Origin of the sequence: Streptomyces sp. NPDC090025 (assembly GCF_044748125.1) — a bacterium.
Lineage (GTDB): Bacteria > Actinomycetota > Actinomycetes > Streptomycetales > Streptomycetaceae > Streptomyces.
The window spans coordinates 35,258-56,622 of sequence record NZ_JBIVFL010000014.1 but is presented as its reverse complement, the minus strand read 5'-3'; the positions used below and the strand labels follow the sequence as shown (position 1 = coordinate 56,622).

General features: G+C 73.7%; 21 protein-coding genes and 1 pseudogene. 13 read left to right on the top strand and 9 right to left on the bottom strand.

Features of this window, described 5'->3' with window-relative positions; all coding sequences use genetic code 11:
• Positions 1 to 223: 223 nt before the first annotated feature.
• Both ACIPXM_RS27440 and ACIPXM_RS27435 read left to right on the top strand, forming a co-directional pair.
• Complete coding sequence (locus ACIPXM_RS27440; RefSeq protein ID WP_401660541.1) at positions 224 to 673, top strand: hypothetical protein; 450 nt, start codon at positions 224 to 226, stop codon at positions 671 to 673.
• Positions 674 to 749: 76 nt separating this feature from the next.
• Entirely contained in the window at positions 750 to 890 is a 141-nt protein-coding gene (locus ACIPXM_RS27435; protein WP_401660538.1) for a hypothetical protein, read from the top strand.
• Positions 891 to 977: 87 nt separating this feature from the next.
• Here the strand turns inward: ACIPXM_RS27435 and sph are convergent, their stop codons facing one another.
• Entirely contained in the window at positions 978 to 2,003 is a 1,026-nt protein-coding gene (gene sph, locus ACIPXM_RS27430) for a sphingomyelin phosphodiesterase (RefSeq protein WP_401660536.1), read from the bottom strand.
• A 172-nt stretch (positions 2,004 to 2,175) separates the two neighbouring features.
• Between sph and ACIPXM_RS27425 the strand changes: the two genes are divergently transcribed.
• Entirely contained in the window at positions 2,176 to 2,664 is a 489-nt protein-coding gene (locus ACIPXM_RS27425) for a hypothetical protein (RefSeq protein ID WP_401660533.1), read from the top strand.
• Between the two features lie 242 nt (positions 2,665 to 2,906).
• Complete coding sequence (locus ACIPXM_RS27420) at positions 2,907 to 3,752, top strand: oxygenase MpaB family protein (protein ID WP_401660943.1); 846 nt, start codon at positions 2,907 to 2,909, stop codon at positions 3,750 to 3,752.
• A 22-nt stretch (positions 3,753 to 3,774) separates the two neighbouring features.
• Here the strand turns inward: ACIPXM_RS27420 and ACIPXM_RS27415 are convergent, their stop codons facing one another.
• A complete protein-coding gene (locus tag ACIPXM_RS27415; protein WP_401660531.1) occupies positions 3,775 to 4,386 on the bottom strand; it encodes a hypothetical protein in 612 nt (203 codons plus the stop codon).
• A gap of 99 nt (positions 4,387 to 4,485) precedes the next feature.
• Positions 4,486 to 5,085: a TetR/AcrR family transcriptional regulator gene (locus ACIPXM_RS27410; protein ID WP_401660528.1), complete on the bottom strand. Its 600-nt coding sequence runs from the start codon at positions 5,083 to 5,085 to the stop codon at positions 4,486 to 4,488.
• A gap of 47 nt (positions 5,086 to 5,132) precedes the next feature.
• Between ACIPXM_RS27410 and ACIPXM_RS27405 the strand changes: the two genes are divergently transcribed.
• A complete protein-coding gene (locus tag ACIPXM_RS27405; protein ID WP_401660525.1) occupies positions 5,133 to 5,690 on the top strand; it encodes a GNAT family N-acetyltransferase in 558 nt (185 codons plus the stop codon).
• A gap of 369 nt (positions 5,691 to 6,059) precedes the next feature.
• On the opposite strand, the gene ACIPXM_RS27400 is transcribed toward ACIPXM_RS27405, so the two are convergent.
• Complete coding sequence (locus tag ACIPXM_RS27400; RefSeq protein WP_401660522.1) at positions 6,060 to 7,637, bottom strand: M1 family metallopeptidase; 1,578 nt, start codon at positions 7,635 to 7,637, stop codon at positions 6,060 to 6,062.
• A 238-nt stretch (positions 7,638 to 7,875) separates the two neighbouring features.
• Between ACIPXM_RS27400 and ACIPXM_RS27395 the strand changes: the two genes are divergently transcribed.
• Together ACIPXM_RS27395 and ACIPXM_RS27390 are read left to right on the top strand one after the other, a co-directional pair.
• Positions 7,876 to 9,183, top strand: coding sequence for a M14 family metallocarboxypeptidase (locus tag ACIPXM_RS27395; RefSeq protein ID WP_401660941.1), 1,308 nt, complete (start codon positions 7,876 to 7,878; stop codon positions 9,181 to 9,183).
• A gap of 149 nt (positions 9,184 to 9,332) precedes the next feature.
• Positions 9,333 to 9,644: a hypothetical protein gene (locus tag ACIPXM_RS27390; RefSeq protein WP_401660519.1), complete on the top strand. Its 312-nt coding sequence runs from the start codon at positions 9,333 to 9,335 to the stop codon at positions 9,642 to 9,644.
• A gap of 142 nt (positions 9,645 to 9,786) precedes the next feature.
• On the opposite strand, the gene ACIPXM_RS27385 is transcribed toward ACIPXM_RS27390, so the two are convergent.
• Positions 9,787 to 10,794: an FAD-dependent oxidoreductase gene (locus tag ACIPXM_RS27385; RefSeq protein ID WP_401660516.1), complete on the bottom strand. Its 1,008-nt coding sequence runs from the start codon at positions 10,792 to 10,794 to the stop codon at positions 9,787 to 9,789.
• 93 nt (positions 10,795 to 10,887) lie between these two features.
• Here ACIPXM_RS27385 and ACIPXM_RS27380 point away from each other — a divergent pair, with 93 nt between their 5' ends.
• Both ACIPXM_RS27380 and ACIPXM_RS27375 read left to right on the top strand, forming a co-directional pair.
• The gene (locus ACIPXM_RS27380) at positions 10,888 to 12,525 is read left to right on the top strand and encodes an ABC-F family ATP-binding cassette domain-containing protein (RefSeq protein WP_401660514.1); all 1,638 of its coding nucleotides are present in this window, start codon (positions 10,888 to 10,890) and stop codon (positions 12,523 to 12,525) included.
• A 145-nt stretch (positions 12,526 to 12,670) separates the two neighbouring features.
• Complete coding sequence (locus ACIPXM_RS27375; RefSeq protein WP_401660511.1) at positions 12,671 to 13,075, top strand: hypothetical protein; 405 nt, start codon at positions 12,671 to 12,673, stop codon at positions 13,073 to 13,075.
• A gap of 80 nt (positions 13,076 to 13,155) precedes the next feature.
• Here ACIPXM_RS27375 and ACIPXM_RS27370 read toward each other — a convergent pair whose 3' ends face one another.
• A complete protein-coding gene (locus ACIPXM_RS27370; protein ID WP_401660509.1) occupies positions 13,156 to 15,627 on the bottom strand; it encodes a Tex family protein in 2,472 nt (823 codons plus the stop codon).
• A 137-nt stretch (positions 15,628 to 15,764) separates the two neighbouring features.
• Complete coding sequence (locus ACIPXM_RS27365) at positions 15,765 to 16,628, bottom strand: hypothetical protein (RefSeq protein ID WP_401660506.1); 864 nt, start codon at positions 16,626 to 16,628, stop codon at positions 15,765 to 15,767.
• Positions 16,629 to 16,765: 137 nt separating this feature from the next.
• On the opposite strand from ACIPXM_RS27365, the gene ACIPXM_RS27360 reads away from it, so the two are divergent.
• Together ACIPXM_RS27360 and ACIPXM_RS27355 are read left to right on the top strand one after the other, a co-directional pair.
• The gene (locus ACIPXM_RS27360; protein ID WP_401660503.1) at positions 16,766 to 17,761 is read left to right on the top strand and encodes a GlxA family transcriptional regulator; all 996 of its coding nucleotides are present in this window, start codon (positions 16,766 to 16,768) and stop codon (positions 17,759 to 17,761) included.
• Between the two features lie 14 nt (positions 17,762 to 17,775).
• Positions 17,776 to 18,411 (top strand): DJ-1/PfpI family protein, encoded by a 636-nt coding sequence (locus ACIPXM_RS27355; protein WP_401660500.1) that lies wholly within the window; start codon positions 17,776 to 17,778, stop codon positions 18,409 to 18,411.
• A gap of 34 nt (positions 18,412 to 18,445) precedes the next feature.
• Here the strand turns inward: ACIPXM_RS27355 and ACIPXM_RS27350 are convergent, their stop codons facing one another.
• A complete protein-coding gene (locus tag ACIPXM_RS27350) occupies positions 18,446 to 19,189 on the bottom strand; it encodes an enoyl-CoA hydratase/isomerase family protein (RefSeq protein ID WP_401660498.1) in 744 nt (247 codons plus the stop codon).
• A gap of 65 nt (positions 19,190 to 19,254) precedes the next feature.
• On the opposite strand from ACIPXM_RS27350, the gene ACIPXM_RS27345 reads away from it, so the two are divergent.
• Positions 19,255 to 19,941 carry an HdeD family acid-resistance protein gene (locus ACIPXM_RS27345; RefSeq protein ID WP_401660495.1) on the top strand — a complete coding sequence of 229 codons (687 nt, stop codon included), beginning with the start codon at positions 19,255 to 19,257 and terminating at the stop codon, positions 19,939 to 19,941.
• A gap of 142 nt (positions 19,942 to 20,083) precedes the next feature.
• Positions 20,084 to 20,530 (top strand): annotated as a pseudogene (locus tag ACIPXM_RS27340) (ATP-binding protein); the annotation flags it as partial.
• A 154-nt stretch (positions 20,531 to 20,684) separates the two neighbouring features.
• Here the strand turns inward: ACIPXM_RS27340 and idi are convergent.
• Positions 20,685 to 21,293, bottom strand: a complete 609-nt coding sequence (gene idi, locus ACIPXM_RS27335; RefSeq protein WP_401660492.1) for an isopentenyl-diphosphate Delta-isomerase — start codon at positions 21,291 to 21,293, stop codon at positions 20,685 to 20,687.
• Positions 21,294 to 21,365: the final 72 nt, after the last annotated feature.

Below are 21,365 nucleotides of genomic sequence, written 5' to 3'. Positions count from 1 at the left end.
CCGGAGCAGTGGGGTGCCCGTGCGGTACAAGGGATCGACGCGACGCGGCACTCCGGCTGATCACCGAGCGGCTGGCCGCCCGGAACATTTCCGTCACCGTGTACGACATCGCGACGTAGCGGCCCGTACGGCGGCGCCCCCGCACCCTGGCGTGGCCCTGTCGGTCGTGCGCGCTAGAGTCAGGCGCCTGTTCGGATCAGGGGTAGCACACAGGGGGAGCGAGATGCAGGCACAACTCAGGGAGAAGGCTGCCGAGTTGGCCGCTGTCCTGTGGAAGGAGCACACCGTCTACCGCGAGCGCGACGGCGGTGTGGTGATCCGCGGGGAGCATGTGCGGCGGTGGATCAGTCTGTCGCCGACCGGCGGCAAGGACCAGGCACGGGTGCGGGCCGGGCGGATCCTCGACGGGGGGACCACCGCGCCCGCCCGGCTGGAGATGGTGGTGGACCTCGGCGCGGGCACGGCCGAGCTGGCCGCCGTCTGCCGCAGGCTGCTCGCCGAGACGGCCGCGGCCGCCGACACCACCCCGGCCGCCGCGCCCCGCGCCGCCCGCAAGGCCCGCAAGGCCGCCGGTGGCGGCCGACGACGGACCGGGTTCGGCTCGTGGCTGGTGCTGCTGGCCGTCGCGGGCATCGTCGGCTGGTGGGCGTACGGCACCTTCTTCACCCGGTAAGCCGGTAAGCCGATAAGGGGGCCCGGCGGCCCCGGTGGTCAGGTGCGCGGGCCCGGGTCGTTGGGATGGGGTTCGAGTGCGACCGGCGTTCGGTGGCGCTGACCCCGGCGGGCACGGCGCCGACCGCCGCACCCTCGCCGTCAGCCTCGGCGTGCTGCTCCAGGAGACGGACCATGGCTGGGCCATCGCCCACCACCAGGTCTCCCACCTGGCGTGACCACGCCCGCGGCGGCGCCGCGGGGCCCCCGGAGGAGCTCCGCGCCGCCGCCGGTCAGCGGGTCGACCGCGCGGTCCGGTCGCGCGGTCAGTTCGCCGCGTACGCCTGGACCGGGTAGTGGTCGCTCAGGTTGGTGTACGTGTACTGCTTGCCCCAGCTGGACACCGTCCACGGCGCCGTCTGCTCGCGCACCACGTTGTTCGTCCAGCCCGCCGGACGCGCGTGACCCTTGCGGAACAGCACGTAGTCGAGGTCCTCGCGCGGGTCCGTCGGGTAGCGGTCCAGCGCGATCGAGTTCAGCGCGGTGTCGAACGAGTACGGGTGACCGGTGCGGGCGTCCGCGCCGACCAGGTCCGCGTCGGCCAGCATCGTGCCGTACTCCGGCGTCCGCGAGTCCACGTTCATGTCACCGGTGACGATGACCTGCTCGTTCGCCGGGATGTTCTTCGCGTCCAGGAACGCGTCGATGTTCTTGAACTGGCGGCTGCGCATCTGCGCCGCCTCGCCCGTGCCGCAGCCCGAGTCGGTGGACTGCGCGTGGGTGCCGACGACGTGCACCTTGGTGCCGTTGACGTTCAGCACCGCGTAGACGAAGCCCTTGTTCGAGTACCAGTCCGAGCCGCACGCGTCCTTGTAGACGTACTGCTCCTTGCGCACGATCGGCCACTTGCTGAGCAGCGTCACCCCGCCGTCCTCCGGCGTGGTGCTGGAGTAGGCGCCGCCGGTGGCGTCCCAGCCCGACTTCGAGCGGCCGACGACCGGCGTCTGGTACGGGTACTCCGGCGCCGCCTTCGCCTTCAGCGCGTCCGAGGCGCCGTTGTCGAACGCCTCCTGGAGCACGACGACGTCGTTGCCCCGGAAGAAGGACGTGGTCGGGATGGTCGCGGCCCGGTGGTCCTGGCCCCAGTTCGGGTACAGGGTCTTCGAAAAAATGAAGGTGTTGTACGTGAGCACCTTGAGGCTCGGGGTGGCCGCGGTGACGCCGGAGGCGGCCGGGGCGGTCGGAGCGGTGGTGTCGGCGGATGCGGTGGGGGCGATCACGGCCAGGGCGGCGACGGCGGCCGTGGCGGAGAGGGCGACGCCGGGGGTCCGGCGGAGCGCTGCGAACGACACTGGAAACTCCCAAGAAAAGGTGGGGGGTTGGGGTCGGCGCGGCACATCAAATCAGCCGTAGTTACCATTGGGTAGCCGTTGGATGCCGCGAATCTTGTATCGGTCCGACAAAAGCGCCAACTCTGCGACAGGTGCCCGATTTGCGATTTTCGCGACCAGGTAAGATGCGCGCATGACCCTCGCGCAGAACTCGCTCATCTTCCCCACCGACCTGGGCCCGCTGAACCCGGTCTGGGCCGAGCTCATCCTCGGTGCTGTCCTTTTCGGCCTGACCTTCCTGATCATGGCGAAGGGGATCCTGCCGAAGATCAAGCGCACGCTCGACGAGCGTGACGACGCCATCGCCGGTGGCACCGAGCGCGCCGACGACCTGCGCGCCGAGGCCACCACCATCCGTGAGCAGTACGAGGCCGAGCTCGCCGAGGCCCGCCACGACGCCGCCCGGATCCGCTCCCAGGCCACCGAGGAGGGCTCGCAGGCCATCGCCGCGGCCCGCGCCGAGGGCATCCGCGAGCGCGAGGCCATCCTCGCCGCCGGTCACGAGAAGATCGCCGCCGAGCGCACCGCCGCCGAGCGCGAGCTCGCCGGTGACGTCGACGCCTGGGCGCACTCGCTCGCCGGCCGCATCGTCGGCGAGCCCGTCGGCGCCGACCGCGCCTGACGCAGCACGATCATCCGTTCGGGGCCGCGCCCCGGGACCCGCACCGGGCCCGGGGCGCGGCCCCGCGTCGTACCGGCGGCGCCGGCGCCACCAGCGGCATCGCACCACCGCACCACCGCACCACCCAGGGAGTCACCGTGCAGGACCAGCCCGATCAGCCCGGTCGGACCGATCCCTCCGACCAGTCCGACCGGACCGGCCCGCGGTCCCGCAACGAACCCGTCCCACCGCCGGTCGGCGGGGTGCTGTGGAGCGTCGCCGGTGACATCCGCGCGCTGCTGATGCTGCCCGCCGCGCTCACCCTCCAGGTCGCCCACCCCGCCATCGGCGCGGGCGTCGACGACCACTCGGTGTTCCGCACCGACCCCTGGGGCCGCGGCGAGCGCTCACTGCGCTCGCTCCAGACCTGGGTGTACGGCGGCGAGCGGGCCGCCGAGGAGGGGCGGCGGCTGCGCGCGCTGCACAAGGAGATCCAGGGCACCGACACCCGGGGCCGCCGCTACCACGCCCTCACCCCCGCGAACTACGGGTGGGTGCACGCCACCGGCTACCCGATCTACCGGTACGGCCTCGGCTACTTCGCCCGCCCCCTCAACGAGGCCCAGGAGCGGCAGCTGTACGCGGAATGGCTCCAGGTCGGCCGGGTGCTCGGGATCCATGACCGGGACATGCCCGCGACCATCGAGGAGTTCTGGCCGTACTGGCACCGGGTCCTCGACGAGGAGCTGGAGGCCACCGTCGTCGTCCGCGAACTGCTCGACACCGACCTGCCGGTCCCGGCCCCCGACCGCGGCCCGCTGCCGGTCAGGCTCGCCCTGCGCGCCCTGTGGCCGCTGCTGCGCCGGCCCTTCCTGCGGGCCCGCGCCTTCCTCACCGTCGGTCTGATGCCTCCCGAGGCCCGCGCCGCGATCGGTCTGGAGTGGAACGCCGCGCAGGAGCGAAAGCTGCGCCGGTTCGCCCGGCTGGTACGGGCCGTGGTGCCGGTCCTGCCGGAGCGGCTGCGCTACCTCCCGCTGGCCCGCGAAGCCCGCGCCCGGGCCCGCGCCCACGCGCGCGACCTCGCCCGCACCCGTACGGCAGGGGCCTAGCCGGTCTCGCGGTCAGGCGGTCTCACGCCGTCGTCGCCGGGGCCGCGAACGGCGGGCGCTCGCGGTACTCGTCGGCGAACGCGATGCTCGGCGTGATCCGGCGCAGCGTCGCCCGCACCCGGGTCAGCGGGTGGTCGGGGAAGCGCGCGTCCCAGCGCTCGTCGTCGGCCGCGTGGTGCGGCAGGCCGCCGGTCACCTCGGGGGCGTACGGGTGCGGCGTGAAGAAGTGCATCGGGCCGACCTCGTCGACGATCAGGGCCTCCCGGAGCCCGGTCCGCCGCCCCTCCGCGGCCTGCACCTTCACCACGGCGCTCGACCGGTCGCGCGGCACGGTCCAACTGCCGACGAACGCCTGGCCGTGACCCCGTTCGAGCGGCACCTTGATCAGCTGGCGCAGCCCCGGCATCCCGCCGACCTCGGCCACCTCCGCCTCGATCAGACCGCCGCCCGCGTGCGCCGCCGAGTGCGCGAGACCCTCGCGCAGCCGTTCCGGCTCGTCCAGGGCGGCGGGCAGATCGGGAACCAGGTCGAAGTAGTGGATCGACAGCAGCAGACCCTGCCCGTCGGTCCACGTCCCCGCCTCCTGGGGGGTGAGTCCGGTGCGGTCGAGCTGGGTGAACGGAGTCCATGTCATGGCGTCATCATCCCCCGGCGGCAGGGGTGTTGGATGCCGGAACGGACCGCACGACCAGTCCCTTTCCAGCCGCTTCCGGGCCCGTGCCAGGGGTCGGGCTCAGTCGCCCGGCGGCGCCGCCACGAGCGCGGCCAGATAGTCGTCGACCAGGCCGGTCTGCCGCCCCGGCGGGAACTCCGCCGGGCTGAGCAGCGCCTGCACCACCAGGCCGAGCACGAACGACTGGGCGCCCGCCGCGAGCCGGTCCGGATCCCCCGGCGGCAGCTCGCCGCGCTCCTGCGCGGTCGTGATCAGCGCGGCGATCCGGGTCCTGCCGCGCGCGTACCGGGCGGCGTGGTCCGCGCTCAGGACCGGGTCGGCGAGCGCGGTGTCCCAGGACGAGACCCAGACCCGGTTGCCCGCCGTCGCCTCCGCCGTCAGCGGCAGGATGTCCAGCAGCGCCGCCCGCACCGCGGCGATGCCCTGCCCGGCGGACCGGCGCGGCCGGGCCTGGGTGCGCTCGTCGAGCAGGTCGAGGGCGTGCCGGACCAGGTCGCGCTTGGCCGGAAAGTAGTGGGTGAGCAGCCCGGTGGTGGCGCCCAGTTCGGCCGCGACGGCGCGCAGCGTCAGACCGCCGAAGCCCTGGGCGGCGAGCACCCGCCAGACCGCCTCGGAGACCTCCCGGCGCCGGGCCTCGTGATCGCCCTTGGTACGTGGCATGCTGCTACCGTAATAGTCATAACGCTTGTTGTGTGAATGGGGTCCACATGTTCGCCCTCCCGCTCCGGGACAACGCCGAGCTCCGCCCGCTGGAGATCTGGCACGCCGAGGAGTTCGCCGCCCACATGGACCGGGCGCGCGACACCATCCGGCCGTGGGTCGGCCAGTCCTTCGTGGCCGAGGGCGTCGAGGGCGCGCGCGGCACCCTCGGCCGGTACGCCGACCGCCGGGCGAAGGACGCCGGCGGCCTGTGGGGCATCTGGCTGGACGGCACCCTCGTCGGCGGCGTCCTGTTCGCCGCCTTCGACGCCGCCGCGGGCTCCTGCGAGGTCGGCTGCTGGCTGGAGCCGGACGCCCGGGGCCGCGGTCTCATCACCGACGCCTGCACGGTGCTCGTCGACTGGGCCCTGATCGAGCGCGGCCTGCACCGCGCCGAGTGGCAGTGCCGCGCCGACAACGAGAACAGCGTCGCCGTCGCCCGGCGGCTCGGCATGACACTCGAGGGCGAGCTGCGCGAGACCTGGCCGTACGAGGGCGTCCGCCACAACCAGCAGATCTGGGCGGTCCTCGCCGACGAGTGGCGGGCCCGCCGCCGGACCGCCTGAGCTGAGGCGCGGGATCCAAGATGTTGGATCCAACATCCAACCTCCCGGATCCAACCTCCCGGATCCAACCTCCCGGATCCAACCTCCCGGATCCAACCTCCCGGATCCCGGATCTCGGATCGAACATCCGAGATCTCGGGTCTCGGGTCTTGGATCCAATATTCAGGGTCTCGGATCCAAGATCCAAGATCCAAGACCCTGAATCCAAGACCCTGGATCCGAAACCCGCCCCTCACCCACCCCCCCCCCGCCGAAGGCGCCGCCCCACGCCGAAGGCGCCGCCCCACCCCCCGACCGGGGTGGGACGGCGCCTTCGCGTCGACGCCGACCGAGGCCGGCGCCGGGCCCGTGCTCGGTGCCGGCCCTCGATCAGTGACGGTCGTGGTCGTGCACCGAGTTCGTCGCCGCGATCTTCTGCCAGGACTTCGGCGGTACGGGCTTCGCCGTCGCCCCCGCCTTCACCCCCGCACCCGCACCCGCACCGGTACGGGCGCCCGCACGCGCGGCGGGCGAAGCGGCCTTCGCCGACGCCGCCTTCGACGCCGCCGGGTCCGGCAGGGCCGCAGGCTTCACCGGCTGGTACAGCCAGGTGTCGAAGAGCTCCGCGAGCGGCTTCCCGGTCACCTTCTCCGCGTACTTCACGAAGTCGCCGACCTTGGCGTTGCCGTACGCGTACCGCTTCGGCCAACCCTTCAGGACGGCGAAGAACTTCTCGTCGCCGACCTCGTCGCGCAGCGCCTGGAGCGCGAGCGCGCCCCGGTCGTACACGGCGATGTCGAACTGGTTGTCCGCGCCCGGGTCGCCCGGCTTCACCGTCCAGAACGGGTCGTCGGCCGCCCGCGTCTGGAAGACGTAGTCGGCGAGTTCACGCGCGGTGCCCTCGCCCTCCTTCTCCGACCACAGCCACTGGCTGTACCGGGCGAAGCCCTCGTTGATCCAGATGTCCTTCCAGTCGGCGACCGAGACGCTGTCCCCGTACCACTGGTGCGCCAGCTCGTGCACCACGACGGACACGTTCGCGCCGTTCGCGAACTGCCGCGGGCTGTAGAACGGCCGGGTCTGCGTCTCCAGGGCGAACCCACTGGTCACATTGGGCACATAGCCGCCGAGCGCGCTGAACGGGTACGGCCCGTAGACCGACTCCAGCCACTCCGCGACCTCGGTGGTCCGCTCGATCGAGGCGCGCGCCGCGCCCGCGTTGGCGCCCAGGTCCTTGCTGTAGGCGTTCAGGACCGGCAGCCCGTTCGCCGTCGTGTCCGTGGTGATGTCGAACTTGCCGACCGCCAACGTGGCCAGATAGGTCGCCTGCGGCTTGTCCGAACGCCAGTTGAAGCGGGTCCAGCCCAGCTTCGACGACTGCGACTGCAGGGTGCCGTTGCTGATCGCCTGGGTGCCGTCCGGGACCAGCACCGACACGTCGAAGGTGGCCTTGTCCAGCGGGTGGTCGTTGGACGGGAACCACCAGACGGCCGAATCCGGCTCCTGCGCGGCGACCGCGCCGTCCGGTGTGCGGGCCCAGGCGGTCCAGCCGCCGATCTTCACCTCGGACGGCTTGCCCGCGTAGCGGACCACCACCGTCACGGCGGTGCCCTTCGGCAGCGGCGCCGCCGGGGTGACCTCCAGTTCGTGGTCGCCCGAGGCGGTGAACTTCGCGACCCGGCCGTTGACCCGCACCTCGCTGACCTTCAGGCCGAGGTCCAGGTTGAAGCGGGACAGGTTCTGCTTCGTGGTGGCGAGCAGCGTCGCCGTGCCCTCCAACAGGTCGGTCGAGGGCTGGTACTTCAGCCGGAGGTCGTAGTGCGACACGTCGTAGCCGCCGTTGCCGCTGGCCGGGTAGTAGGAGTCGCCGATGCCCGGGGCGCCCGCCGTGAAGTCGGCGGCGGATGCCGGGATCGCCAGCAGCAGCGCGGCCGCGAGGGCGCTCGGAACGATGATTCTGCGGTGCACAGGTGCTCCCCGAGTGGTGAGAAACGTAAGACGCACAGGTGGTCGTCGGTCCTTAGCGACACTATTGAGACCCCCGACGCCCCGTCACGTCCAGAGCACCTGCTGTCACATGATCGCCATTCGGCCGACATGAACCACTCGAGAACCACCGAAGGCATTCCGGCCGCACCCGGACCACGTGTCCGTGACGGCACCCTTTTGCGGGCCCGCGCGCCGGGGTACGTTCCGCCCCATGCCGATGAGGACCCGTACCTTCCGCACCCCCCGGCGCGCGCTCATGGTCACGGCGGGCGCCGCCGCCCTCGGCCTGCCGCTGCTCGCCGCACCCACCGAGGCGGTCGGCAGCGCGCTCCCGCCGCCCGCGCCCCGTACCGGCTTCGAGACGACCGACGGCGCCCGGTGGACCGGCGAGGCCGAGGAGACCGCCTTCCTCGCCGCCGTCGACCGGGCCAGCACCCGGCTCTCCATGCGCACCATCGGGACCACCGCCGAGGGCCGCCCGCTGCGGCTCGCCACCCTCGGCACCGGGCCCGTCACCGTACTGCTGATCTGCTCCCAGCACGGCGACGAGCCCTCGGGCCGCGAAGCCTGCCTCAGCACCCTGCGCGACCTGGCCTACGACCGGTCCCCGGCGGCCCGGCGGCTGCTCGCCCGCACCACCCTGCTCGTGGTCCCCACCGCCAACCCGGACGGCCGGGCCGCCGACACCCGCGGCAACAGCGACGGCATCGACATCAACCGCGACCACCTCGCGCTGCGCACCGCCGAGGCCCGCGCGCTCGCCGCCGTGATCCGCGACCGAAGGCCGGAACTCGTCTACGACCTCCACGAGTACGGAGCCACCCCGCCGTACTACGACAAGGACCTGCTCGCCCTCTGGCCGCGCAACCTCAACACCGACCGGGCCGTCCACGCCGAGTCGCACACCCTCTCCGAGTCCTATGTACGGGCCGACGCCGGACGCGCCGGGTACAGCAGCGGCATCTACGGCATCTGGACCGACCCGCTCACCGGCGAGCCGATCAAGCAGGTCGCGGGCGACGGCCAGGAACGCATCCTGCGCAACACCGCCGGGATCAAGCACTCCGCCGGACTGCTCGTCGAGACCCGCGAGGACGCCCTCGACCCGGCCGAGCAGAACGACCCGGCCCGCAACCACCGGCGCCGGGTCGCCACCCAGCACGCGGCGCTGAGCGGCGCGTTCCGGTACGTCGACGAGCGCGCCGGACAGCTCGCTGCGGCCACCGCCACCGCACGGCACACCGGGTTCGCCGACCGCGGCCCGGTCCTCCTCGGCGGCGCCGACAACGAACCGGCCGAACCCGCCGAGATCCTCCAGAACCCGCCCTGCGGTTACCGTCTGACGAAGGCTCAGACCGCCGAGGTAGGCGACGAGCTCGCCCTGCACGGCGTCCGGACCGTCCCCGGCCCCGGCGGCGGGGTGCTCGTGCCGCTGCGCCAGTCGCTGCGCGCCCTGGTGCCGCTGCTGCTCGACCCCGCCGCGCCGTACGGGCTCACCCGAGGAGAACCCGTGGAGAAGTGCTGAGGATCCGGGGCGAGTCGGGTGAGCGGCGCGCGTGGCGACCCGGTGCCGCCACGCGACCGGCCTAGGCTGGACGACCGGTCCCCGCCGCACCCGTGCCGGGACCGACCGATCCCGAACGGGCAGCTGAAGCCCGGGAGTTGGAGCACCACGTGAACACCGTGCCGTCGCCGCGCCGCGCCCTCGCGGCGCTCGCCGCCGCCACCCTGCTCGGCACCGGCCTGCTGCTCGGCCAGACGGCGGCCGCGCCGCGCGCCGATGCCGCCGTCCGGACGCCGATCACCTGCGACGTGCCGAGGATGCGGCACGACGCCGCCGCGCTGCGCGCCAAGGCCGACAAGCTCCAGCACCTCGGCGCCACCACCGAGGCCCGCGAGGCCCGTGCCCAGGCCGCCGCCCTCGACCGCCGCATCCAGGCGTGCGTCGACGCCGACGACCACGCGGGCAAGCCCTTCCCGGGCTGAACCCACCGACCGCGCGGGCGGGCGTCACCGCAGACCGGCGCCGCCGTCCCGGCCCCGGCGCACCGCCGACCCCGCCCGCGCACCCGCCCGAGGGCCCCCTCAGCCCCCCGCCCCGCCCGACCTCGCCCGCGCCCCGGCACCGTCAGCTCCGCACCCCCGTCACCAGCTCCGCCACCCGGTCCGCGCACCCCCACGCCACCGTGACGCCCGCACCGCCGTGCCCGTAGTTGTGGACCAGCATCCCGCCGCCCGACAGCGGCGCCGGGTCCCGCTCGTTGCGGACGCCGCCCGCCCGGGCCGGGCGCAGGCCCACCCGGTGGCCGAGCACCCGGGCCCCGGCGATCTCCGGGCGCACCTCGGAACAGCGCGCCACGATCCGCGCCGCCGTCGCCGGATCCGGGACCAGGTCCTCGACGCCCTCCTCGGCCGTGCCGCCCAGGATCAGCCGCCCCGGCTGCGGGAAGAAGTAGGTCGTCTCGCTGGACTCCTTGTCGGCGGCCGTGAACCAGCTGTCCACGCCCGGGTTCTCCACCAGCACCAACTGCCCGCGCACCGCCCGCAGCGCCCCGTCGCCCGCCAGCTCACGGGCGCCGAGCCCCGCGCAGTCCACCACCGTCCGGGCGTGCGCCGCCGCCTCGGCGAAGCCGCCGACCGCGCGCCGCTCCACCCGCACCCCGAGCTCCGCCGCCCGCGCCCGCAGCCACTCCAGGTGCACCGGCATGTCGACGAGCGGCAGCCGGGCGGCGAGCCCCGCCTCGTACGGCCCCGGCACCTCGTCCGGCGGCAGCTGCCGCAGCCCGGGGACCCGCCGCGCCCAGTCGCCGAGCCCCGCGAGCACGGTGTCCGCGTGCACGCCCGGCACCAGCCGCACCCCGGTCGCCGTGGGATCGGCCGCCAGCTCCTCGTACACCCGCAGGCTCGCGAGCGACCAGTCGCCGACCTCCGCCTCCGGCTCGATCCGGTACGGCCACCACAGCGCCCCCGCCACCGCCGAGGTCGTCCCCGCCGCCGGGTCGCGCGACCAGACCAGGACCCGCAGGCCGCGCTCCGCGAGCCGGATCGCGCTGGTCAGCCCGACCACCCCCGCGCCCACCACGATCACATCGCTTGTTCCGTCGCCGATCCCGTCGCCGATCCCGTCGCCGTCCATGCCACCCCTTCCGCCGCCCCGGGGGCCTCAGCCGCCCCGGATGCCGGGACCGTACCCAACGGCCGCGCCGCCTGCCCGTAGGATTCAGGCCTGATGACTGCCACTCTCGTCGCCAAGAACCTCGCCGCCGGCCACGGCGACCGCTCCCTGTTCGCCGGGCTCGACCTCGTCGTCGCGCCCGGGGACGTCATCGGCCTCGTCGGCGTCAACGGCGCCGGGAAGTCGACCCTGCTGCGGCTGCTCGCCGGTCTCGACACCCCGGAGGAGGGCGAGCTGCGGCTCTCCCCGCCGACCGCCACCGTCGGACACCTCCCGCAGGAACCGGACCGGCGGGAAGGGGAGACCGTACGGGAGTTCCTCGCCCGCCGCACCGGCGTCGCCGCCGCCCAGATCGCGATGGACGAGGCCACCCAGGGCCTGGTCGACGGCACCCCCGGCGCCGACGACGCGTACGCCGTCAGCCTGGAGCGCTGGCTCGACCTCGGCGGCGCCGACCTCGACGAACGCGCCGAGGAGACCGCCGCGGCCCTCGGCCTCACCGTCGGCCTCGACCAGCCGATGACCGGCCTCTCCGGCGGCCAGGCAGCCCGCGCCGGGCTCGCCTCGCTGCTGCTCTCCCGCTACGACGTCTTCCTCCTCGACGAGCCCACCAACGACCTGGACCTCGACGGCCTGGAGCGCCTGGAGTCCTTCGTGCAGGGGCTGCGCGCCGGGACCGTGGTCATCAGCCACGACCGCGAGTTCCTCACCCGCACCGTCACCAAGGTCCTCGAACTCGACCTTGCCCAGCAGCAGATCACCCTGTACGGCGGCGGCTACGCGGCCTATCTGGAGGAGCGGGACACCGCCCGGCGGCACGCGCGCGAGGAGTACGAGGAGTACGCCGACAAGAAGTCGGCCCTGGAGTCCCGCGCGCTGATGCAGCGCAACTGGATGGACAAGGGCGTCCGCAACGCCCGCCGCAAGTCGAGCGACAACGACAAGATCGCCCGCAAGCTGCGCGCCGACGCCAGTGAGAAGCAGGCCGCCAAGGCCCGCCAGACGCAGCGGATGATCGAGCGCCTCGACGTCGTCGACGAGCCCCGCAAGGAGTGGGAGCTGCGCATGGAGATCGCCGCAGCGCCGCGCTCCGGCGCCGTGGTGGCCACCCTGCGCGAGGCCGAGGTGCGCCGCGGTGACTTCGCCTTCGGTCCGGCCAGCCTCCAGATCGACTGGGCCGACCGGGTCGCCATTACCGGCGCCAACGGCTCGGGCAAGTCCACCCTGCTCGCGGCGCTGCTCGGGCGGCTCCCGCTGGACTCGGGCGACGCCTCGCTCGGCCCCGGCGTCGTCGTCGGCGAGGTCGACCAGGCCCGCAAGCTGTTCCACGGCACCGAGAGCCTGCTCGACGCCTTCTGCGCGGCCGTGCCCGACACCGAACCGGCCGAGGTCCGCACCCTGCTCGCCAAGTTCGGCCTCAAGGCCGACCATGTGCTGCGGCCCGCGACCACCCTGTCGCCCGGCGAGCGCACCCGCGCCGCGCTCGCCCTGCTCCAGGGCCGCGGGGTGAACCTGCTCGTCCTCGACGAGCCCACCAACCACCTCGACCTGCCCGCCATCGAACAGCTGGAGTCCGCCCTCGCCGGCTACGAGGGCACCCTGCTGCTCGTCACCCACGACCGGCGGATGCTCGACGCGGTCCAGGTCACCCGGCGGCTCGAGGTCGCCGACGGCAAGGTGACCGAGCTGTGAGCCCGGCCGCCGCCGCCTTGCGCGGCGGGGGCACGGGCCGTGAACTGTACGCGTACGGCTGTCCGCGGGACGGGGAGGTGGCCGTCGTGACCGACGCGTCCGCCGCGGTACCCGCCCCGGCGGGCGGCGCATTCCAGGAGGCACCATGACCGACGACCGCGTGACCCGGCTGGTCGAGATGCTCGACGATCTCGACGCCGACCTCGACGAGACGATCGCCCTCGCCGACGCCATCGCGGCGGACGGCGACCAGGCGCTGCTGCCGCGTCTCGAATCCGAGCTCGACCGGGCGGTCGCCGACCACAACTCGTACGCCCGTGAACTCCTCGGCGGCCTGATCGCCGCGCTCGGCGGCCCGGCGCAGCTCCCGCTGCTCGTCCGCGCCTCCGCGGTCGACCTCGGCGACGACGAGGACGGTCTGGCCGGCGAGATCGTCGCCCTGGTCCAGGCCGACCCGCAGACCGCCCAGCGGCTGCTCCAGCCGCTCACCGCGGCCGACGACCTGACCCTCGCCAACCGGGCCGACTGGGCGCTGCGCTTCGTGCCGTAGGCGGCGGCGCGGGAGCGGATGGACACATTTGAGTGGGGCCCGGCCGACCGGCCGGGCCCCACTCATGTCCACCGGTCCGCTCAGCGGCCGCGGCGCCTGCCGCCGCCACCGCCCTCGTTCAGCAGACCCGCCTTGCGCAGGGCGTCGGCCATCGCGCTGTTCGCGGGCGCCGGGGCACCGGCCTGCCGGTCGCGGTCCCGGCTCCGGTCGCCGCCGTTGCCACCCTTCCCGGCGCCGTTCCCGCCACCGGCACCGCCACCGCCGCCGTTCCCGCCGTTGCCACGGCGCTGCTGCGGCGGACGGCCGCCCCGGTCACCCCGGTCACCGCGCTCGCCCCGGTCACCGCGCTCGCGGCGCGGCGCGGTCTCGTCCGTCCCGGCCGCCGCCTCGTCGTCAAGACGCAGCGTGAGCGAGATCCGCTTGCGCGGGATGTCGACGTCCAGGACCTTCACCTTGACCACGTCACCCGGCTTCACCACGTCCCGCGGGTCCTTGACGAAGGTCTTCGACATCGCCGAGACGTGCACCAGGCCGTCCTGGTGGACGCCGACGTCGACGAACGCGCCGAACGCGGCCACATTGGTGACGACACCCTCCAGGACCATCCCCGCGAGCAGGTCGCCGATCTTCTCCACGCCGTCCTTGAAGGTGGCGGTCCGGAAGGCGGGACGCGGGTCGCGGCCCGGCTTCTCCAGTTCCTTCAGGATGTCGGTGACGGTCGGCAGACCGAAAGTCTCGTCCACGAAGTCGTCCGCGCGCAGCGAGCGCAGCGTGCCGGTGTCGCCGATCAGCGCACCGACCTCGCCGCCCGTGGTCTTCACCATCCGGCGCACCACCGGATACGCCTCCGGGTGCACCGCGGACGCGTCGAGCGGGTCCTCGCCGCCCCGGATCCGCAGGAAGCCCGCGCACTGCTCGTACGCCTTCGGGCCGAGCCGCGCCACGTCCTTCAGGGCCCGGCGGGAGCGGAACGGGCCGTTGTTGTCGCGGTGCGCCACGATGTTCTCGGCGAGGCCCGAGCTGATCCCGGACACCCGCGAAAGCAGTGGCGCGGACGCGGTGTTGACGTCGACGCCGACACCGTTCACACAGTCCTCGACCACCGCGTCGAGCGACCGGGACAGCTTCACCTCGGACAGGTCGTGCTGGTACTGGCCGACGCCGATCGACTTGGGGTCGATCTTCACCAGCTCGGCCAGCGGGTCCTGCAGCCGCCGCGCGATCGACACCGCGCCGCGCAACGACACGTCGAGCTCCGGGAGTTCCTGCGAGGCGAACGCGGACGCGGAGTACACGGACGCGCCCGCCTCCGACACCATCACCTTCGTCAGCTTCAACTCGGGGTGCTTGGCGATGAGTTCAGCGGCCAGCTTGTCGGTCTCGCGGGACGCGGTGCCGTTGCCGATGGCGACCAGCTCGACCGCGTGCTCCTTCGCGAGCCGGGCCAGCCGGGCGATCGACTCGTCCCACCGGTTGGCCGGGACGTGCGGGTGGACGGTGTCGGTGGCGACCACCTTGCCGGTCGCGTCGACCACGGCCACCTTCACCCCGGTACGGAAACCGGGGTCGAGTCCGAGCGTCGCCCGGGTCCCGGCCGGTGCGGCGAGCAGCAGGTCGCGCAGGTTCGCCGCGAACACCCGGACCGCCTCGTCCTCGGCCGCCGTGCGCAGCCGCAGCCGCAGATCGATGCCCAGGTGCACCAGGATCCGGGTGCGCCAGGCCCAGCGGACCGTGTCCTGGAGCCACTTGTCGCCGGGGCGCCCCCGGTCGGCCACGCCGAAGCGGTGCGCCACGATCGGCTCGTACGAGCTCGGCCCCTCGACCGGCTCCTCCGGCTCGAGCTCCAGGGCGAGCGCGTCCTCCTTCTCGCCGCGCAGCATGGCGAGGATCCGGTGCGAGGGCAGTGCCGTGAACGGCTCGGCGAAGTCGAAGTAGTCGGCGAACTTCGCGCCCGCCTCCTCCTTGCCGTCCTTCACCTTGGCCACCAGCCGGCCGCGCCCCCACATCCGCTCGCGCAGCTCGCCGATCAGATCGGCGTCCTCCGAGAACCGCTCGGTGAGGATGGCCCGGGCGCCCTCCAGGGCCGCCGCCGGGTCCGCCACCCCCTTGTCGGCGTCGACGAACGCCGCCGCGGCGGCCACCGGGTCCACCGACGGATCGCCGAGCAGCCCCTCCGCCAGCGGTTCGAGACCGGCCTCGCGGGCGATCTGCGCCTTGGTGCGCCGCTTCGGCTTGAACGGCAGATAGATGTCCTCAAGCCGTGCCTTGGTGTCGGCGCCGAGGATCCGCGCCTCCAGCTCGGGCGTCAGCTTGCCCTGCTCCCGTACCGAGTCGAGGACGGACGCGCGCCGGTCCTCCAGCTCGCGCAGATAGCGCAGCCGCTCCTCCAGGGTGCGCAGCTGCGCGTCGTCGAGCGTCTCGGTGACTTCCTTGCGGTAGCGCGCGATGAACGGCACGGTCGAGCCGCCGTCGAGCAGCTCGACGGCCGCCCTCACCTGTCGCTCGCGTACGCCGAGTTCCTCGGCGATCCTTGCTTCGATGGACGTCGTCACGATGTCCGACCCGCCTTCTCGTGCCTCAAGCTTGCGGATGCATTCTGCCGGGTCGCTCACCCGGACGCGGCAACCGACCCGCCCCAGGCCGGTCCGGGGCGGGTGCGGACCGGGCCGGGGCGGACGTACGGGGTGGGTCAGCCGCGGCCGCTGAGGCCGTCGGGGAACGCGCCCGCGCCCACCGCCCGGACCGTCAGGTCCTTGGCGAGCTCGGTCAGCCGCGCCACCCCGGCGGCGCCCAGGTGCTCGTACGGGGCGGCGTCCAGCCGGTCCGTCTCGGTCTCCAGGGACTCGCGCAGCTCCTCGCCCGCCGCCGTCAGCGCGCCGTCCGCGTCGACGATCCCGCGCTCGCGCAGCCGCTCGGTGCCCGCGTCCCAGTCGTCACGGCGCCAGCCGCGGATGCCGAGCACCCAGCGCGGGGCCATCCCCTTGCCGGACGCGGTGTGGCTGACCAGGGCCTCCAGCGGGTCGAGGCCCGCGCTCATCAGGGCCACCAGATGGCCGTCGCCGCGGTGCTCGCGCAGCAGCGTGGTGGCGTGGAACAGCCGCAGGTGCGGCGCGTCCGGCACCGGCAGGTCGGCGTTGGCCGCGTACAGCGGGCGGGCGGGCCTGGTGCACGCCTCGGTGGCCCGCAGCGCGAGCTCGGCGGCCTCGGCCAGCTCGGCGGAGTCCACCACGTCGTCGCCGAGCAGCCGCCGGTAGGTGGCGTCGGCGGCGCGCAGCCGGGCGTCGAGCACGGTGGCGGGGGTGACGGCGTCCCAGACGGCCGGGAGGTGCCGGGCCAGGAAGTCGTGGTTGTAGTTGTAGAAGGTGGCGGAGACGGTCCCGGCGCCGACGGCGCCCATCGGGGCGCTGCGCGCGGCGAGCCGTCGGGCGCTCGGGTCGTCGACGCCCAGGCCGTCGAAGGCGGTGTCGAGGTCCGGCGAGAACAGCACGGCGGCGTGCAGCAGATTGACGGGGTGGGCGCAGCGGCGGGCCGCGCGCGGAGGCAGGTTCGTCATGTCCGGCACCTTACCTACCGGTTGGTATGGCAGGAATCCCCGGGCCGCCCGCCGGGAGAGAGGGGCTCGGCGTCCATGGCAGAAAAGGTGGGCTGCCCGTCATTGCGGCCATCGCGGCACCAGCCAAGGATGGAGCCATGCAGGGACAAGCAAGCACCGGGCCCGCCCCGCGCCCGCTCCTCATGGTGCTCTTCGACGACGTCCAGAGCCTGGACGTCACCGGGCCCATGGAGGTCTTCGCGGGCGCCGCGCGGGCCGTCGGGGCGCCCGGCGCCTATCCGGTGCGCACCGCCTCGCTCGACGGCCGCCCGGTCCGCAGCCACGGCGGGCTGAAGCTGCTGCCCGACACCACGCTCGACGCCGCCGTCGCCGACGGCCCGCCGCACACCCTGCTCGTCCCCGGCGGTGAAGGCACCAGGACCCCCGACCCGGCCCTCGTCGACTGGCTGCGGACCCACGCGCCCGCCGCCGAACGCCTGGTCTCCGTCTGCACCGGCGCCCTGCTGCTCGCCGAGGCCGGACTCCTCGACGGCCACAGGGTGACCACCCACTGGCTCGCCTGCGACACCCTGGCCCGCCGCCACCCCGAGGTCACCGTCGACCCGGAGCCGATCTTCGTACGGGACGGCCGGGTCGCCACCTCCGCCGGGGTCACCGCCGGCATCGACCTCGCGCTCGCCCTCGTCGAGGACGATCTGGGCCGGGACGCCGCCCTCACCGTCGCCCGGCACCTGGTCGTCTTCCTGCGCCGCCCCGGCAACCAGGCCCAGTTCAGCGCCCAGCTCGCCGCCCAGACCGCCCGCCGTGAACCGCTCAGGGACCTCCAGGCGTGGATCGCCGAGCACCCCGACGGCGATCTGTCCGTCGAGGCGCTGGCCGCCCGCGCCCGGCTCTCGCCCCGGCACTTCGCCCGCGCCTTCCGGGCCGAGACCGGAGTCACCCCCGGCCGGTACGTCGACCGCATCCGCCTCGAACACGCCAGACGCCTCCTGGAGGAGACCTCGCACGGCGTCGAGGAGGTCGCCCGGGCCGCCGGGTACGGCACCTCCGAGGCCATGCGCCGGGCCTTCGGCAAGGCCCTCGGCACCCCACCCGCCGACTACCGGCGCCGTTTCCACGCACCCGTCAGCTGAAAGGGACCCTTCCCATGCAGATCGCCCTGCTGCTCTACCCGGGCTTCACCTCGCTCGACGCCGTCGGGCCGTACGAACTCCTCGGACGGCTGCCCGGCGCCGAGACCGTCCTGGTCGCCAAGGAGCCGGGACCGGTCCGCAACGACCAGGGCAGCCTCGCCCTGGTCGCCGACCGGAGCCTCGCCGAGGTGCCGCGCCCCGACATCGTGCTGGTCCCCGGCGGCCCGGGCGCCCGCGAGACCAAGGACGACCCGGCCCTCCAGGCGTGGCTGCGCGCCGCCGACGCCACCAGCACCTGGACCACCTCCGTCTGCACCGGCTCGCTGCTGCTCGGCGCCGCCGGACTGCTCACCGGCCGCCGTGCCACCACCCACTGGCTCGCCTACGAGGAACTGCGCGCCCTTGGCGCCGAACCCACCGGTGAGCGCGTGGTGTTCGACGGCAAGTACGTGACGGCCGCCGGGGTCTCCTCCGGCATCGACATGGCGCTCCACCTGCTCGGCCGGATCGCCGGCGACGCCACCGCGCAGACCATCCAGCTGCTCACCGAGTACGACCCGCAGCCGCCGTACGACGCGGGCTCGCCGGACAAGGCGCCGGCCGAGATCGTCGCCCACTGGCGCGGCCGCGACCTGGTCGCCGAGAGCTGAACCCCGTACCGGGGCGGGGGAGTTGTCCGACGGTTCAGCGGCCGTAGCCGAACCGCGGCGCCCGGCGCTCCAGGAAGGCGGCGACCCCCTCCGCGGTGTCGCCGCTGCCACGCGCCTGCTCCGCCCAGTGCCCCTCCCGGCCGGTCACGCCGTCCGTGAACTCCTTCGCGGCGCACTGGGTGAGCAGCGAGCGGCCGACCAGCGTACGGGTGAACTCGGCGACCCGCTTGTCGAGTTGGCCCTCCGGGTGCACCTCGTCCACCAGGCCGGTGCGCAGCGCCCGCTCGCTGTCGATCAACTCGGCGGAGAACAGCAGGTACTTGGCGGCCGAGGGGCCCACGAGCGCGGCGAGCCGCCGGGTGGAGGAGGCCGGGTAGACGATGCCGAGCTTCGCGGGGGTGACGCCGAACCGGGCGCCCTGTTCCGCGAACCGCAGGTCGCAGGCGGCGGCCAGCTGGCTGCCGCCGCCGACGCAGTAGCCGCGCACCGCGGCCAGGGTCGGCTTGGGGAAGGCGGCCAGCGCCTCCTCGGCCCGTACCGCGAGGGTCTGCTGCTCGTCGCCCGGCTCGCGCAGCGTCGAGATGTCGGCCCCGGCGCAGAAGGTGTCGCCCGCTCCGGTCACCACGAGCGCGCGCACCGCCGGGTCGGCGGCGAGCGGGGCGAGCAGCCCGGGCAGCGACCGCCACATGGCGGCGGTCATCGCGTTGCGCTTGGCGGGGTTGGCGATGACGAGGGTGGCGACCTCGTCGGCGACGCTCACGGTCAGCTGCGGCTCCATGCGCCGGATGCTATCCGGGGGCCCCGTACGTACGATCAAGAAGGGGGTGCGAGGAGGAGACGCCCATGGCCGCCAAGGACATGCCGGAGGAGCCCCAGGACCGGGCCGCACCGCCGCGGGACCCGGCCCCCGATGAGGTGCGGGCGGAGGTGCGGGCCGATCTGGCCCGCGAGGGCAGGCGGCTGAGCCGCAGCTTCGGCTGGCTCGCCGCGCTCGGCATCCTCCTGGTGCTCGGCGGCATCGTCGGTCTGATCTACACCGGGGTCGCCACCCTCACCTCGATGCTGCTGTTCGGCTGGCTGCTGCTCATCGGCGGTGTCGTCGGCCTGCTGCACGCCGTCCAGTCGCGCGGGACCAGCTACTTCTGGCTGGCCGCGGTGGTCGCGGCGCTGAACATCGCGGCCGGGGTGGTGGTCATCCGGCACCCGGAGGGCTCGGCGGAGGCGCTGACCATGTTCGCGGCCCTGCTGTTCCTGACCGGCGGGCTGTTCCGGCTGGTGGGCAGTGTGGTGGTGCGCGGCCCGCAGTTCGGCTGGACGCTGCTCCAGGGCGCGTTCGGCCTGCTGCTCGGCGTCTTGGTCCTGTTCGACTGGCCGGACAGCAGCCGTTATGTCCTCGGGGTGTTCTTCTCGCTCGCGCTGCTCTTCGACGGGCTCGGCCTGGTGGCGATGGGCATCGGGGGACGCCATATCGTCAGTATGGTCACACCAACGGCGGCGGCGACGAAGGCGTCAGCAGGGGATCAGGAGTAGTCGAACAACTGACTTTGGCATACTCACCCGATCGGAACCCGGTCGATAAGTGTCGACTTCTGGTCAGTATCCCGAAGTGGCCCGGCGGATTCCCAAGACTCGACCCGTGGCGACAATCGAGCACGAGGGCGGGAGCAGGACTATGGAGAGCCGCGGGAGCGTCCCCGCCCGGCCACCGTCCTACGAAGGGGTCTGGCGCTTCACCGCTCCCGCGGTCGACGTCTCCGTGCCGCAGGCCCGGCACGCGGTCCGCGACCTGTTGGTCCGGCAGCATGTCCCGGTGCACGACGACACCGTGCAGGGGCTGCTGCTCATCGTCTCCGAACTGGTGACCAACGCGGTCAAGCACGCCGCGCTGCTCTCCCCGGAGATAGCGGTCGAGGTGGCCATCGGGGCGGAGTGGGTGCGGGTGTCCGTCGAGGACAACCACCCGTACCGCCCCAAGGCCCTGGAGGCGGACTGGGGCCAGACCGGCGGCCGTGGCCTGCTGCTGGTCCGGGAGATCGCGCGCGAGTCCGGCGGCGCCTGCGACGTCGAGCACACCGCGACCGGCGGGAAGATCATCTGGGCGGCGCTGCCGCTCAACCCGTTCGTGCCGGGGCGGCCGCCGACCGGCCCCGTGTCGGGCGCGCTGCCCGGACAGCTCCCGGGACCGCTGCCCGCAGCGGCGCAGGTCCCACCGACCGGGCCGCTGCCCGGCGGTGGGACCGGAGGCATGCCCGGGCCGCTGCCCGGGCCCGGGGTCACCAGCCCCCGGACGGACCCGTCAGTTCCCTGATCGCGGGCCGCGCCGCGTCGAGCACCGTCATGAACCAGGCGGAGAACGGCGCGGCGGCGTGCCGCTCGGCCAGCTCGGCCGCCGTCACGAACGCGGTGTCGCCGACCTCCTCCGGGTCCGGCCGCGGCCCCGCCTGCACCAGGCCCACGAACAGGTGGTTGAACTCCTGCTCCACCAGGCCCGAGGCCGGGTCCGGGTGGTTGTAGCGGACCGTGCCGGCCGCCGCGAGCAGTGAGGGCGAGACGCCCAGCTCCTCGAAGGTGCGCCGGGCCGCCGCCGCGAACGGCGCCTCACCCGGGTAGGGGTGACCGCAGCAGGTGTTGGACCACACGCCGGGGGAGTGGTACTTGCCGAGCGCGCGCTGCTGGAGCAGCATCCGACCCGCCTCGTCGAAGAGGAACACCGAGAACGCGCGGTGCAGCTGCCCCGGCGCCTGGTGCGCGGCGAGCTTCTCCGCCGTACCGATCGTGACGCCGTCCTCGTCGACCAGTTCGAGCATGATCGGCGCCTCGGCCGGGTCCGGCCGTACGCCGTTCGACGAGCTGTGGGCCACGGTGTCTTGTGTGGTCGGCATACCCATCCTTCACTTCGGTCCTCGCCCTGACGGGCCACCTCAGTCTGCCGTACAAAAGCGGCTTGTCCGTAC

What these genes read in the sequence shown, in the direction of transcription:
- ACIPXM_RS27440 (WP_401660541.1), top strand. Translation starts at nt 224, where the DNA reads ATGCAGGCACAACTCAGGGAGAAGGCTGCCGAGTTGGCCGCTGTCCTG.
- ACIPXM_RS27425 (WP_401660533.1), top strand. Translation starts at nt 2,176, where the DNA reads ATGACCCTCGCGCAGAACTCGCTCATCTTCCCCACCGACCTGGGCCCG.
- ACIPXM_RS27415 (WP_401660531.1), bottom strand. Translation starts at nt 4,386, where the DNA reads ATGACATGGACTCCGTTCACCCAGCTCGACCGCACCGGACTCACCCCC.
- ACIPXM_RS27410 (WP_401660528.1), bottom strand. Translation starts at nt 5,085, where the DNA reads ATGCCACGTACCAAGGGCGATCACGAGGCCCGGCGCCGGGAGGTCTCC.
- ACIPXM_RS27405 (WP_401660525.1), top strand. Translation starts at nt 5,133, where the DNA reads ATGTTCGCCCTCCCGCTCCGGGACAACGCCGAGCTCCGCCCGCTGGAG.
- ACIPXM_RS27395 (WP_401660941.1), top strand. Translation starts at nt 7,876, where the DNA reads ATGAGGACCCGTACCTTCCGCACCCCCCGGCGCGCGCTCATGGTCACG.
- ACIPXM_RS27385 (WP_401660516.1), bottom strand. Translation starts at nt 10,794, where the DNA reads ATGGACGGCGACGGGATCGGCGACGGGATCGGCGACGGAACAAGCGAT.
- ACIPXM_RS27380 (WP_401660514.1), top strand. Translation starts at nt 10,888, where the DNA reads ATGACTGCCACTCTCGTCGCCAAGAACCTCGCCGCCGGCCACGGCGAC.
- ACIPXM_RS27375 (WP_401660511.1), top strand. Translation starts at nt 12,671, where the DNA reads ATGACCGACGACCGCGTGACCCGGCTGGTCGAGATGCTCGACGATCTC.
- ACIPXM_RS27365 (WP_401660506.1), bottom strand. Translation starts at nt 16,628, where the DNA reads ATGACGAACCTGCCTCCGCGCGCGGCCCGCCGCTGCGCCCACCCCGTC.
- ACIPXM_RS27360 (WP_401660503.1), top strand. Translation starts at nt 16,766, where the DNA reads ATGCAGGGACAAGCAAGCACCGGGCCCGCCCCGCGCCCGCTCCTCATG.
- ACIPXM_RS27355 (WP_401660500.1), top strand. Translation starts at nt 17,776, where the DNA reads ATGCAGATCGCCCTGCTGCTCTACCCGGGCTTCACCTCGCTCGACGCC.
- ACIPXM_RS27350 (WP_401660498.1), bottom strand. Translation starts at nt 19,189, where the DNA reads ATGGAGCCGCAGCTGACCGTGAGCGTCGCCGACGAGGTCGCCACCCTC.
- ACIPXM_RS27345 (WP_401660495.1), top strand. Translation starts at nt 19,255, where the DNA reads ATGGCCGCCAAGGACATGCCGGAGGAGCCCCAGGACCGGGCCGCACCG.
- idi (WP_401660492.1), bottom strand. Translation starts at nt 21,293, where the DNA reads ATGCCGACCACACAAGACACCGTGGCCCACAGCTCGTCGAACGGCGTA.